Source organism: Sinorhizobium sp. P24N7 (genome assembly GCF_042436655.1).
Classification (GTDB): domain Bacteria; phylum Pseudomonadota; class Alphaproteobacteria; order Rhizobiales; family Rhizobiaceae; genus Sinorhizobium; species Sinorhizobium meliloti_A.
Genome location: NZ_JBHMIW010000025.1, coordinates 1 through 13221 on the forward strand (window position 1 = coordinate 1; position 13221 = coordinate 13221).

General features: G+C 60.3%; 12 protein-coding genes. 6 read left to right on the forward strand and 6 right to left on the reverse strand.

The window, feature by feature from the left end; all coding sequences use genetic code 11:
- The 3 genes from ACFHWW_RS31085 to ACFHWW_RS31095 all read right to left on the reverse strand — a co-directional run.
- A partial coding sequence (locus ACFHWW_RS31085; protein ID WP_379943091.1) for a beta strand repeat-containing protein occupies positions 1-3785 on the reverse strand: 3785 nt, incomplete at its 3' end.
- Between the two features lie 212 nt (positions 3786-3997).
- Complete coding sequence (locus ACFHWW_RS31090; protein WP_379943093.1) at positions 3998-4759, reverse strand: outer membrane protein; 762 nt, start codon at positions 4757-4759, stop codon at positions 3998-4000.
- Positions 4760-5167: 408 nt separating this feature from the next.
- A complete protein-coding gene (locus tag ACFHWW_RS31095) occupies positions 5168-6172 on the reverse strand; it encodes a GlxA family transcriptional regulator (protein ID WP_003530649.1) in 1005 nt (334 codons plus the stop codon).
- 506 nt (positions 6173-6678) lie between these two features.
- On the opposite strand from ACFHWW_RS31095, the gene ACFHWW_RS31100 reads away from it, so the two are divergent.
- Positions 6679-6951 (forward strand): metal/formaldehyde-sensitive transcriptional repressor, encoded by a 273-nt coding sequence (locus ACFHWW_RS31100; RefSeq protein ID WP_018095287.1) that lies wholly within the window; start codon positions 6679-6681, stop codon positions 6949-6951.
- Entirely contained in the window at positions 6948-7913 is a 966-nt protein-coding gene (gene dmeF / locus ACFHWW_RS31105; RefSeq protein WP_275597751.1) for a CDF family Co(II)/Ni(II) efflux transporter DmeF, read from the forward strand. Before ACFHWW_RS31100 ends, dmeF begins: the two co-directional genes overlap by 4 nt.
- Positions 7914-7926: 13 nt before the next feature.
- On the opposite strand, the gene ACFHWW_RS31110 is transcribed toward dmeF, so the two are convergent.
- Positions 7927-8526 (reverse strand): YdeI family protein, encoded by a 600-nt coding sequence (locus tag ACFHWW_RS31110; protein WP_100673772.1) that lies wholly within the window; start codon positions 8524-8526, stop codon positions 7927-7929.
- A gap of 234 nt (positions 8527-8760) precedes the next feature.
- Here ACFHWW_RS31110 and ACFHWW_RS31115 point away from each other — a divergent pair, with 234 nt between their 5' ends.
- Positions 8761-9624, forward strand: a complete 864-nt coding sequence (locus ACFHWW_RS31115) for an alpha/beta fold hydrolase (RefSeq protein WP_018095284.1) — start codon at positions 8761-8763, stop codon at positions 9622-9624.
- A 123-nt stretch (positions 9625-9747) separates the two neighbouring features.
- Here ACFHWW_RS31115 and ACFHWW_RS31120 read toward each other — a convergent pair whose 3' ends face one another.
- Complete coding sequence (locus tag ACFHWW_RS31120) at positions 9748-9948, reverse strand: hypothetical protein (protein WP_018095283.1); 201 nt, start codon at positions 9946-9948, stop codon at positions 9748-9750.
- A 550-nt stretch (positions 9949-10498) separates the two neighbouring features.
- Between ACFHWW_RS31120 and ACFHWW_RS31125 the strand changes: the two genes are divergently transcribed.
- From ACFHWW_RS31125 to ACFHWW_RS31135, 3 genes are all read left to right on the forward strand, one after another.
- Positions 10499-11395, forward strand: a complete 897-nt coding sequence (locus ACFHWW_RS31125) for a LysR substrate-binding domain-containing protein (RefSeq protein WP_018095281.1) — start codon at positions 10499-10501, stop codon at positions 11393-11395.
- Positions 11396-11492: 97 nt separating this feature from the next.
- Positions 11493-11822, forward strand: a complete 330-nt coding sequence (locus tag ACFHWW_RS31130; protein WP_275602516.1) for a helix-turn-helix transcriptional regulator — start codon at positions 11493-11495, stop codon at positions 11820-11822.
- 30 nt (positions 11823-11852) lie between these two features.
- Positions 11853-12323, forward strand: coding sequence for an SRPBCC family protein (locus ACFHWW_RS31135; protein WP_275597752.1), 471 nt, complete (start codon positions 11853-11855; stop codon positions 12321-12323).
- Positions 12324-12521: 198 nt separating this feature from the next.
- On the opposite strand, the gene ACFHWW_RS31140 is transcribed toward ACFHWW_RS31135, so the two are convergent.
- The gene (locus ACFHWW_RS31140; protein WP_379943097.1) at positions 12522-13184 is read right to left on the reverse strand and encodes a phosphotransferase-like protein; all 663 of its coding nucleotides are present in this window, start codon (positions 13182-13184) and stop codon (positions 12522-12524) included.
- Positions 13185-13221 lie beyond the last annotated feature (37 nt).

Here is a 13221-nt window from a genome sequence, read left to right on the forward strand (position 1 = left end):
GACCCGTTGACGAGGACAGAGCCATTGACGGCGTTCGAGACGTTGAAGCCAACACCCGCTGCGGTGTCATCCGGATCGGAATAGCCGAGATCGGCCGTCGTGAGCTTATAGGTTCCGCCCTCTGCGACCGCCGCTCTCAGATCGCCGGTGCGTATGGGAGCGTCGTTGACGGGGTTGACGGTGAAATTGAATGTCGCAGGGGTTGGCGCGGAGTTGTCCTCGTTGCCGTCTTCTACGACGACCCGGAAGGAGGCGGCAGTGGTCTCCGAGCCATTGTGGCGGAAGGAGACGAGGCCGGCTGCGAGTTGCGCCGCCGTAAAGCTCGCGGCCACTGACCCGTTGACGAGGACAGAGCCATTGACGGCGTTGGAGACGTTGAAGCTAACACCTGCTGCGGCGTCGTCCGGATCGGAATAGCCGAGATCGGCCGTCGTGAGCTTATAGGTTCCGCCCTCTACGACCGTCGCTCTCAGATCGCCGGTGAGCGCGGGAGCGTCATTGACGATGCCGTCGACGAGGATGGAGCTGGTCGGCGCTATATTGTTCAAGGTAAGCAGAGCGCTGTTGCCGGCGCTGTCGCTTATAGTCGCCCCATTGAGCGTGACGGGGCCGAGCGTGATGCCGGTCCAATCTGCCTGGTTATCGGCAACCGTCAGTCGGAATGCCAGAGCGGTGCTGCCGCTTCCTGCAATATATTCGGCATAGGCTGTCCCGCCCATATCGAGCATAACCGCAAGTCGCGGAACGCCGTTGGTGGTGTCCACGGTCACCGCCTCATGGAAGTTGATCGCGAAGTCCAGACTGTCGCCGAATTTGTATGTGCCGGCTGCAGGCACTCCTACGCTGGTGACCGTCGGCCCAACGCCGTCCACGACGATGTTGTTCTGCGCGGCGATCGAGTTGGCGCCGCCCGGCGTCGGCAGTGTCAGATCGGCGCCGACATTGGTGGCGCTTCTGATCGCTCCGCCGTTCGCCGCTAGCGCGGAGATGCCCGCATAATCCAGATCCGGAGCCAGATCGCCCGCCTGAACCGTGTAGCTGAAGGACAGCGTATTCGATCCGGAACCCGAGATATACGCGGCAAGCCGATCGGTGGCGCCGGTTTCCAACAGCAATGTCGGCGTTCCGCCGATGGTGTCGACGTTGACCGCCCCGTCGAAGGTTACGGTCAGTGTGATCGTATCTCCTGCCTTGTAGACTCCGTCCGGTGCGGCAGCGTCGACGCTTAAGACCTTCGGAGCCGGCGACACGACGGCGATGGTGATCGTATCGCTATCGCTTTGCGCACCGCCCGAACCGGAATGCCCCTGATCATTGGTTGTGATCTTTAGTGAGGCGTCGCCCGAATAGCCGGGGCTAGGAGAGAAAACCAGCCCGTTCAGTGCGACGTTGATGTCGCTCAGGGAACCTGCAAAGGTCATGCCCGAATCGGACGTGCCGGTGCCGGCAATAAAGGTCAGACCCGTAGTGCCGCTCAGCGTAAGCTGGCCGTGTTCGGCGGTAAGCGTCACCACGACCGTACCGCTGCCGGCATCGACGTCGGCAATCGAAATTAGATTTCCATCTGCAATGCTGAAGACGAGGGCGCCGTCGGCTAGGACCGATTGCCCGACCGGGACGTGGTTTACGGGTGCATCGTTCACGGCAGTCACTACGAGCGTCGTGGAGGAAGCATCGCTTTTCGCGCCGCCGGACCCCGCGTTGCCGAGGTCGTTGATCTCCGTCGTCAGAACGACGTTGCTGGTCGAGTTGGACACCGGCGTAAATGTGACATTCGAACCGGCGATGAAGGCATTGATGTCGGCGAGGGAGCCGGACATTTCCAGCGATGTGCCCGTGCCGGAAACGGTAACGCCGCCCGCTGATTGCGCCGAGAGCGATCCCGAGGCGACGGTGAAAGTAACTGTAACGGCGCTGGACCCTGCATCCGCATCAGCGAAGGAGATGCCCGTAATTGCCGTCGCGGTGTCCTCAGAAATACTGACCACAGCGGGAGCCGAAACCGTCGGGGCGTCGTTGACCGCCGTTATTTGCAGCGCCGTCGTTTCCGCCGCGGTCTGCGCGCCGCCGCTGCCTGTGTTTCCGCCATCGGTGATGCTCGTCGTGAGGATCACGTTGCCGGTCGCATTCGCGGCCGGCGTGAAAGTCACGTTTGCGGCTGCAATGAATGCGTTGATATCGGCCACCGTGCCGGTGAGCGTGAGGCCCGTCCCCGTTCCGCCTGCGGTGACGCCGCTGCCGCTGACGGCCGAGAGCGATCCCGATGGCACGGAGAAGGTAACGGTCACGGAACTGCCGCCAGCGTCGGCGTCGGAGAAGGAAATGCCCGTGACAGCGGCCGCGGTGTCCTCCGTGAGAGCGATTGCGCCGGGCGCGGAAATTTGCGGCGCATCGTTGACGGAGCCGACGTCGATGGTCTTCGTGGCGGGAGCGCTGTCGCTCGTGCCGTCATTGGTGCTGAAACTGATCGTACGAGCCGCAGCCGTGGGTGCCTCGGAGGTGTTCAAATAAGTGACGGTCCGTAACGCTGCCTGCCACTGCGCGACGGTTGCCGTTGCGCCCAGCGACGTAAGGGTCAAAACGCCTGTGAGGGAGCTGTAGGTGGCATCGATGTTCCCGAACGCGGCCGAACTGGTATTCGCGAAGGCCAGAACGTCCTGACCGGAATGAAAATTTCCGGTGATCTGGACGGTCGCCGAGGCGAGCGTACCGTTGTCGAGGTCGGACACTGTTAGTCCGGTGTCGATCGCCACCGGTGCATCTCCCTCAGTAAAGGATCCGGTACCACCGGACGTCGTCGTCACCGGAGCGTCATTGGCTGCGACCAGATTCACCGTCGTCGATGTCGTTGTCGAATTGCCGCCTTCGGCGTCGCGGACCGTGACAGAGACGGTCCTTGTGCCGGTGGGCGAGGCGCCCATGTTGGCGTAGGTCAGATTGTGAATAATGGCTTCCACTGCGGCGCCCGAAGCGTTGCCGTTCAAAGCGACTTGCAGGAAGCTGGACCCCGCACCGCCTCCGCTCATTGTTCCGATAGCGGTGCCACCAAAGGTAACGATCGTACCTGAAATTCCGATTTGCCCGGCACCGGTTCCCTGGTTTTGCAGACCTAGGGCATCTTCGCCTGCAACCACTCCGGAAAGCGTGAAGCGTATCTGTCCACCGCTCCAGCCGGTATTGTCAGCATCGGTGACGGCAGCCAGACTTGTGGTATCCACAAGTATCGCAGCTTGACTGCCGCTGACATAGTCCTTTGCGTCGGAGGCATCGAAATTGGTAACAACCGGCCGGTGGTTCGCGTCGATGGTTATATTATCGAGCCAAAAGCTCATCGTGCCGGTGGTCGTCGTCTCCGGAATGATGAGATCTTGCAGGCTGAGCGATGTTCCTCTGCTCATAGCGGGAACATTGCCGGCAAAGATCGCCCGATAATAATAGGGCCCGACGCCATCGCCGTGAATATTGTCGTCGTACCAGGTGGTTCCGTCCAGACCGAGCCCCGGCGACGAACCATTCACGACCAAAGGATCGGCGTTCACGCTTATCTGGTAGTCGTAGAAGTCGATCAAAGCTCCGGTTGCGCTGGTGATGGCGATCGAAAATTGTTCGCCGCCATAGGCCGGGTCCTCGGCGAAATTGAAACGGCCGTTGTCGAAATTGGCACTCCAATTTCCTTGCGCGGATATCGTGAAAACGAGCCCGCCGGCGCTAAGGACATTATCGGCCCCGCCGGCCGATCCGTCGGTGATCTGCCCGGCGGAAAAGTCGATTAATGTTTGCGCCATTGTCTGCACTCCTGCAATATCTGCCGCGATTGCCTGGAGGGACGGCACTGACTCCAAGCCACGGGCGTGTCCGCCCTGTCTTTGTCTACGACGCCGTTTGTGTCACAAGCGTCTGAAGAAAACTCGTAATACATTGATTAAAAAGGTTTTTGTGTCCGCTTACGAAGCGGCCGCCTTGTGTCTTTGCCCCTACCACTCGGCGTCCCTCAAGGTCACATTCGCCAGCGGATTCCGACCCGCACCACATCGAAATCGAGATCGTTTTCGTAGCGCGGGAACGCGCCGACCGGTTCGATCGCTGCGCCCGAGGCGGTCACCTTGCCGAAATCGTAATGAAGATATTCGAGCGTTGCCGACCAGTTCTCCGCAAAGCGCCACTCAGCCCCAGCACCTGCCACCCAACCGCTCTTTGTTCCTCCGCCGGAAACGTTCATCTGACCGATCGTCGGCCAGTCGCTAAGGTCGTAGGCGCGCACGCCGATATCGGCCACGGCGACACCGCCGGTCACATAAAAGAGCAGGTCGTCGGCGGCAAGTCCGGCACGAAGACGCGCGGTGCCGACCCAGTCGGTGTCGAAGCTTGTGTGTGTGTCGTTGACGATTGCGGACGTGCCGGCGCCGGCAAGATTCAGAAGGCTGAAATCGACTGCGCCACCGAAGACGAGTGTCAGCCCTTCGACATCGAGTTGCCGGTCGCAACCGGCTTCGATCCCGCCGACTGCTCCGTGATCATCGCTCTTGATCACCTCGTAGGGCGGACCGACACTGTTCCAGGAGGTTCCGCCTGTCGCGAATGGCCCCTGGGTGAACGCCTTATCGGTTGCTTCGGCATCGGCGCGGCCATAGCCCGCATTTGCTCCCAGATAACAGCCCGACCAGTTTCGGGAGGAAGTCAGTTCGTCGGCGAAGGTCGCGTGAGCGCTTGTTACCGTCAGCGCGATGGCGAAGGCCACGGGCGAGGCGAGACCGGACATATTATCTCTCGTGATATATGATAAACAACTTATAGATGATTATGCTGATGGAATTCTCGTTATGCGACCATAAGTAAGACGGCGGCCCAAAGAAAGTGGGCGCTTTGCACAATCATTAATTTTTTGTGAGAGGGGGCCGTTTATCCGGAGAAAATGGTGCTCCGGCCCAATTGAAGGCGGCGAAAAGCGAAATCCTTCACTGCTGCGCGGCGGCGCGGCCGGAGAGCGAAGCCCGCCGTTTCCCTGTTTCAATGAAACAGGGAAACGTTCTAGCAGTTTGGAATCACACACTTCCACACGGAAGAGCGTTACACCCTTTCCGGAAGTGCTCTAAAGCAATCGGCCCGTACGAACGAATCAGGGTTTCGACCAACCCGGCAAGGTCCCAGAGGATCGAATAGACGCGATCTACCGTGCCATCTGCAGCGTCAGCTTGCGCTCGGCGCGTTCCTGCTGCGGCGAGCGGTTGTAAAGCTCGCGGTAACACTTCGAGAAATGCGAAGCGGAAACGAAGCCGCAGGCGACGGCGACTTCCACAACCGGCATCGACGACTGGATAAGCAGGTGCCGGGCGCGGTCGAGGCGGATTTCCAGATAATAGCGGGCAGGCGATCTGCCCATTTCCTGGCGGAAAAGCCGTTCTATCTGACGGCGAGACAGGTCCGCGCTTTCTGCGATCTCCAGTAGCGACAGCGGCTCGGAGAGGTTGCTCTCCATCAGTTCGATGATTGACAGGACTTTTGCGTTCTGGACGCCGAGACGCGCTCTCAGCGGCAGCCGCTGGCGGTCGTGCGGCCCGCGCACCCGATCCGTCAGCGCCTGTTCGCATACGCGGTTGACGAGGTTCTCGCCGAAATCCTGATCGATCAGGTTCAGCATCATGTCGAGCGAGGCGGTGCCGCCGGCGCACGTATAGATGTTGCCGTCGATCTCGTAGAGGTCCGCATATACATCGGCCTGGGGGAAGCTCTCGGAGAAGCCCGGCAGGTTTTCCCAATGGATCGCGCAGCGCTTGCCCGTGAGCAGGCCCGCCGAGGCGAGCACATGGGCGCCGGTACAGAGACTGCCGACGGCGATGCCGCGATTATAGGCTTCGCGCAGCCATGCGTTCACCGACTTGTTCTGGAAGTCCTCGACATAGACGCCCGAACAGACCAGCACCATCGATGGGCGGCTTTCTCCGCCGAGATACTTGCGTTCGTCGGCGAGCGAAGTGTTGACTTCGAGCGCAATGCCGGCCGACGAATAGACCTTTTGCCCGTCGGTCGAGGCGAGACGCCACGTATAGGCTTCATAACCGAGCATCCGGTTCGCGATGCGAAGCGTCTCGATCGCCGCCGAAAAGGGCAGCATCGAAAAGTTTGGCACCAGAAAGAAGACGAGCGAGCGCTTCTTCGTCAGCGGTTTGTGCATAGAACCTCCCAGGCTAAAGCACGTTGCAGAGATAGAATTCATGCGACGCACTTCAGGTCGTCGCTTCCGTGCATGTCGTCAGCCCCAAACCGCTGCGCACTTCTGGGCGACATGCATTAAGGCTCGTATATTCGTCGCTTGGAATATGCGCTTCAGCTTGCCGGATTGCGACATTGGCATGGAAAGCCGCGACTGGGAAGAAATTTCGCATTGCGACATCCATCGGCCCGGGCCTCTCGCGGGCCGGATCGACGAGTGTATGGAATGCGACAAGTTCACGGACCGCTATGACGCAATCGAGCAAAAATGAGGCAAATTGAGCGAAAGCTGCGCAAGAGCGCCTAAGTTGCGACTTTGCCGCCAGCGACTTTTCACCTTCGCGGAGTCGGGATGTCGGTATCTGACAAGACGCATTGGAGAGCGCGCAGCTTCGTGGCCCGGCGTCAAGGCAACACAGCGACGGCGCGGCTTGCATGGGCGTCTGAAATAGGGTACCCCCCTATGCTATGTCCCATACGATCAGAGATCAGGAAAAGTTGCTCGCCCGTGTCCGCCGTCTAAAGGGGCAGATGGAAGCGGTCGAGCGTGCGCTCGAAGCTCGCCAGGCCTGCGGCGATATTCTCAACCTCGTCGCCTCCGTGCGCGGTGCAGTCAACGGGCTGACGATCGAACTGATCGAAGATCATATTCGCGGCCACGTCGCCGGCCACGAATCTCAAGGAGAGCGCGAAGAGGGCGCTGCCGAACTGATCGAAATCGTCAGGAGATACCTGAAATGAGCGAAACCCATTCACCGGCGCCCACTGGTCATGATCATGTATTCCTCGGCGACAATCACCAGCGCAACGAAAGGCGCACCTGGTCCGTCATCGCACTGACTGCGGGAATGATGGTGGCGGAGATCGCCGCCGGTACCTTTTACGGTTCCATGGCATTGGTCGCCGACGGCTGGCACATGTCGACACACGCCGCGGCCCTGCTCATCGCGGCGCTCGCCTATCTCTATGCCCGGCGTAACGCGCGCAACCCACGCTTTACCTTCGGTACGGGCAAGCTTGGCGATCTCGCCGGTTTCTCAAGCGCGATCGTACTTGCCTTGATCGCGCTGCTGATCGGCTGGGAAAGCCTCTTGCGGCTTGCCGATCCGGTGGCAATCAGTTTTCCGCAAGCCATTTCGGTGGCCGTACTCGGACTTGCGGTCAATCTCGCCTGTGCCTGGCTGCTTCGTGAGGATCATTCACATCACCACCATAGTCACAATCACCACGGCCATCATCACCATCACGAGCACCACCATGGCGTCTCGGCCCAGGGGCGGGACAACAACCTGCGTGCCGCCTACCTGCATGTGCTGGCGGACGCGCTCACCTCGGTCCTTGCGATCGTCGCGCTTGCGGCCGGCAGCGTCTTTGGCTGGATATGGCTCGATCCGATGATGGGCATTGTCGGCGCGCTGGTGATTGCCCGCTGGTCATGGGGCCTGATACGAGACAGCGGCAGCGTGTTGCTCGATTACATTCCGCCGGGCGAGGACCTGCCCGACGAAATACGCGCGGCAATCGAGCGGGACGGGGATCGGATCACCGATCTGCACGTGTGGCAGCTTGGGCCCGGCCACCACGGTGCCATCGTTTCGCTGGTGACGAAGAATCCGCAAAGTCCGTCGAGCTACCGCCGCAAGCTCGAGCATATCCACGAGCTTTCGCACGTGACGGTCGAGGTCGAACCGCTGGCGGCCTGAGAGGCAGATCGATCTATCGCGCCTTGCGTCGTGGGTAAGGCGTCTCGCCGCGGGCAAGCATGCCGACATATTTTTCGATGCGCGCAGCCCGCGTCTCGGTCTTCTTCGCATCGTGAATGCGAAATAGGATTGCGTAGCGATTTTGGCTGTCGAGTTCGTCGAACAGCATCTTAGCCGCTGCGTTCTGCGCAAGCGCATGGTGAAGATCGTCGGGCACGGTCGCCTTGCTCGGCGGTGGCGCGGCGGCATCCCACCGGCCGTCGTTCTTAGCGCGTTCAACTTCGGCAAGGCCGCGCGGCATCATGCGCCCCTCGGCGATCAATTCGGTCGCCCGAGCGCAATTCACCTGCGACCATCGGCTGCGCGCACGGCGCGGCGTGTATTTGTTCAGGTAAAAGTCGCTGTCGGATCCAATACGCTGACCGTCGATCCAGCCGTAGCAGAGCGCCACATCGAGCGCCTCCCTCGGCGTGATGGTCGCTATCCCGGACGCCTTCTTGGCGAATTTCACCCAAAGCCCCTTGCAATCAGGTCCTTGCTCCGCGATCCACGTTTCGAAGGTCTTTGCGTCCGCAAAATGGATCACCGGCAATTGGGCTTCACTTTCACTCATGAGGATTACCGATCTGCTGGGGAACTCTCGACACGGACCGCTTTTACAAAAGCAAAAACATGCCACTGATGCCAGCCGCAAATATTACCAGGATGCGAGGGGGTCGTCCGGGTAAAGGCAGTCACAGGTTGCGTAGCGCTGCAAAAATTGTGTTGCTCATGTCGGGGAGCGGGAGCCTCGCTCGTCTTATCATCGAAACCGGCACAGGCCGGTCCCAAACCGAGGAGAAGAACGATGTTCCGCACCGCCCTGATTACCGCGACGCTGCTCGTTGCGGGCGCCACGCTTGCCCGGTCCGAACCGGCGGGCGATCGGGTCAAGGTCAACGGCATGGAAATGTATTACGAAGTCTCGGGCGAGGGCGACCCGCTCATCGTGCTGCATGGCGCCTACATGAACATCCCTTCGATGGGTGCCATTATCCCGAAGCTCGCCGAGACCCACAAGGTCTATGCGATCGAGTTTCAGGGCCACGGCCGCACCACGGATATCGACCGGCCGATCACCTATCCCAATCTTGCCGATGACGTCGCAGCCTTCATGGATGCCGTGAAGATCGAAAAGGCCGATGTCTTCGGCTACTCGATGGGTGCGGCTGCCGGTCTGCAGCTTGCCATTCGCCATCCGGAAAAGGTCAACAAGCTCGCCGCCGCCTCCGTGGCCTATGATGCCGAGGGCTGGCAGCCGGCGTTCAAGGCCTTCATTCCCCAGATGTCGGTCGAGATGTTCGTCAACATGCCGTTTGCCGAGGACTATCGCAAGCTAGCAGCCAATCCCGACGGCTTCCCCGAGCTCGTCAGGAAACTGATCGCGCTGGAGAAGGAGCCGATGGCATGGGAAGCGGACGTCAGGGCATTGAAAACCCCGGTTTTGATCATCACCGGCGACGCGGACGTGGCGACGCTCGAACATTCGGTCGCTTTGTTCCGGCTGCTCGGCGGGGGCGTCATGGGCGACATGGGCAAACCACTGCCCGCCTCTCGCCTTGCCGTCCTCCCGGCGACGTCGCACACCGCCGTCATCAGCCAGCCCGAGCTGCTTCATGCGTTCGTCGAACCTTTTCTGAAGGGCAAGACGCCGAAGGGATTCTTCGAGTAGGGAGCACTTGCTGGCGCCAAGTGCTTGGCGCTTTTCGAAACAAAAAGGGCATTCCGTTGCGGGAATGCCCTTATAGTCTGGTCTTGCGGTCAATGCCGGGAGGATGGCATCTGCAGTCTTTATTCATTGGTCCGTCTTATGCACTGCATCATCGACGGAGGGGAAGCCGATATCCTTCAACGTGTCATAGGAGAGGTTCTCCAGGACACGTTCGTTGCGGTGGCGCTTCCAGGCGGCCCAGGCACGTGCCCGCAGGTTGAAAAGTCCGGGCAGGGCTGCGAGACCCGGGCTCGATGCGGATGAAAAATGCTCGTTCATAGACATAGCTGGTTCCTTCTGAGTTCCTCAAAAGGTCGCGACCATGGACGTTATGGTGCAACGCGATTGATCATTCAAACGAATATGTTTGATGCGATTCATCAAACCCCGTGATTGATTTCGCCCGCTTTAGTCGTTCTATCGGATGCTCTGATCGGTTGCTGTTCCGCGGGTAACAGGTCGTTTCGGACCCTGGCTGGCAGTCTCGCCAATTGGCGGCGTGTTTCCACCCGATTCCTGACTAGATTGCCGGCACGACGCCGTTCGGCAATCCGTTCGATAAGAGATCGGGCATGCCCCAGCATTGCCAGAACGATGTCTCCTTCATCGACGGTTCGAGCCTGCCTGGGCGCCCGGCCGGTGGGCGCGGCACTCGGGCCCGGTCTTTCGTCAGGGGCGCCATTATCGATCGCCAACATCAGAGCGGACATAGCCTTCTCCTTCTGGTTCAGGGCGTTTCCGTCCCTTGGAAGCTTGACTATCGCGCATGCGTGATGTTCAATCAAACGAAATGAAGTTAAGTTATCTTTCAGTTTTTCTGATCTAGGATGCCGCCATGAACATGATGATGCGCCACGCGCTTCCGCTGCTCGAAATGGACGTGCTCAAGACTTTCGTCGCCATTGCCGAGACCGGAAACTTCACCACCGCCGCGGAGACGGTCTACCGCACGCCTTCAGCCGTTTCGATGCAGATCAAGAAGCTCGAGGAAATGCTCGGCTGCACGTTGTTCCTGCGCGACGCCCGCTCGGTGTCGCTGACGCCGAAGGGCGAACTCCTGCTCGGCTATGCCCGGCGGCTTCTATCGCTCAACAACGAGACGGTGTCCCGCTTCCTGTTGCCAGACATGAACGGGGTGGTGCGGGTCGGTGCGCCGGAGGACGTCGGCGAGCGAATTCTGCCTGATGTATTGAAGCGCTTTGCCGAGACGTATCCGAACGTCACCATCGACGTTTCGATCGGCATGAGCAACGCGATGCGCAAGCGGGTCGACGAGCATCGGCTGGACATCGCCGTGTTCAACAGCCTTTCCGAGGACTCTGCCAAAGGCGCAGAAATCCTGATGCAGGAGAAACTGGTCTGGGCAGGTGCGAAATGCGGGAACGCGCATCTGCGCGATCCTCTGCCGGTTTCCATGTGGGAGGACGGCTGCGTCTGGCGTGCCGATGCGGTCGAGAAGCTGTCGCGTGCGGGCCGCAAGTTCCGCGTCGCCTTTTTGAGCGCCTATACGACCGGACAGCGTGCGGCTGTTCTCGCCGGGCTCGCGATCGCGCCGCTGCCGCGCTATCTCGTCCAAGGCGAGATGGTCCAGCTCGGCGAGCGTGACGGCCTGCCGGATCTAGGTCACTACAACATCGGCCTCAAGGTCATCGAAGATGCGCCGGCGCCGGTTCTGGCGGTCGCGGAGCATGTTCGCGCTGCCTTCGCCGAGCTGCAGATGCAGGCGGCATAATTCCGCAGGCGGCGTCCCGGGACCGCCAAACGACTCGGGAAGCAAACGTCGCGCGATACCGGGGTGGACGATCATAAGTTTTGGCTTATAATAAGCTATGACTTATGATCAGGATAAAGCCTTTGCTGCGCTCGCCGATCCAACGCGCCGTGCCATCTTCGAGAAGGTGGCTGAGCGGCGGCAGTCGGTCGCCGAGATCGCCCGGGCGATGCCGGTTTCACAGCCGGCGATCTCACAGCATTTGAAGATACTGAAGGCGGCACATCTCGTGCGCGACGTGCCGTCGGGTGCGCGGCGAATCTATTCGATCGATCCCAACGGGCTGGGGCCGCTCAGGAAATGGCTCGACCGATTCTGGGATGATCAACTCGCCGCATTCAAGCAGGCGGTCGAGGCGGCCGAGTGGTCTGAAAAAGCCGAAGAGTAACTCTGTCGCAATCTCACGGGAGGAGACCTCATGAACATGATCGAGCCGGCACCGGTCCGTAAGTCGGTTACGGTGCGTACATCGCCGCAGCAGGCGTTCGACATTTTCGTCAGCGGAATGGGGACGTGGTGGATCAAGGGCCACAGCCTCACGCAGTCCGGTCAAAAGACGGTTGTGGTAGAGGCCGTCGCGGGTGGCCGCTGGTACGAGATCGGCAACGCGGGAGAAGAATGCGAGTGGGGGCGTGTCATCGCGTGCGACCGACCGAACCGAATTCTCTTCGACTGGCAGCTCAACGCCGATTTCGACTACGATCCCGGCCTGCATACCGAAGTGGAGATCCTGTTCGAGCCAAATGGGGAAGGTGGCACGACCGTCATTCTCGAGCACCGCCATCTCGAAAATTACGGCGTGAAGGCCGAGGAAATGCGCGGTATTTTCAATTCGGAAAACGGCTGGGGCGGCCTGTTGGCGTCCTATGTGGAGATGGCAGCAGCTTGAGTTCACCGTTCCCGGTCATCATGCGCCATTAGAACCTATGGCTGGCTCTGCCGACCGATCGGCCCATAAAGCGTATATGGGGACTGCAATCGGCGCGGGAAGCGTTCTTCCTGCCCAAGGACTTGGTCGGCTGGATCCTTGTGACAAGCACATTGACATGAAACAAGCCGCCGCGGATATCGCGACTCTCAACAGACTTTAATCCGGCTGCGAAATGCTGGCCATTCTGGCCAGCCGTTGGAATGCTGTCGGAGCCATGGGCTCTGCTTCGAGCCGTTTGCGGATGAGCGCGGCGCATTCGTCAGGCGTCATCATGGACGTGTCGACTGCGAGATCGTAGATACCGGGGCGATGCACCTCTCGCTGCCAGGCGAGCACCTGGCGCGGAACAGGCTCTGCCTCGCTGCCGGTGAGGTAACCGCCTTCGCGGCCGAGCTGGCCGCGATTGCGCCGCTCCATTATCGTCTCAACCGGACACCGCACCCCGACGAAGAGGACGGGAAGGCCGAGAAGCCGCCGAGCGCAGTCGGGGAGGATATGGCGTGGTTCGCCATAGGCCTCGTGATGCCCGACATCGACGACAACGTTCAGACCCAGCCGGCTATGCGCGGCAACGGACTCGTAGAGGGCTGCATAGAAGAGAGGTACGAGCGCTTCAATATCAGGCAATTCACCGCCGGGCCGCAACCCGATACCCGGCAGGTAGCGGCGGGGCATTACTCGCTCCATGTAAGTGTCGACGCCAAGGTTCATCCATGGCCCGTCGAATGTCTCCTGGATCACCTCGGCTATGCTCGACTTGCCGGACCGCGGCGCCCCGTTGAGAATGACGATTCGTCCAGGATTGCGGCCGCTTTTCATCGGATCTCCTCGGCCGTCGACACAAGGTCCGGCTATT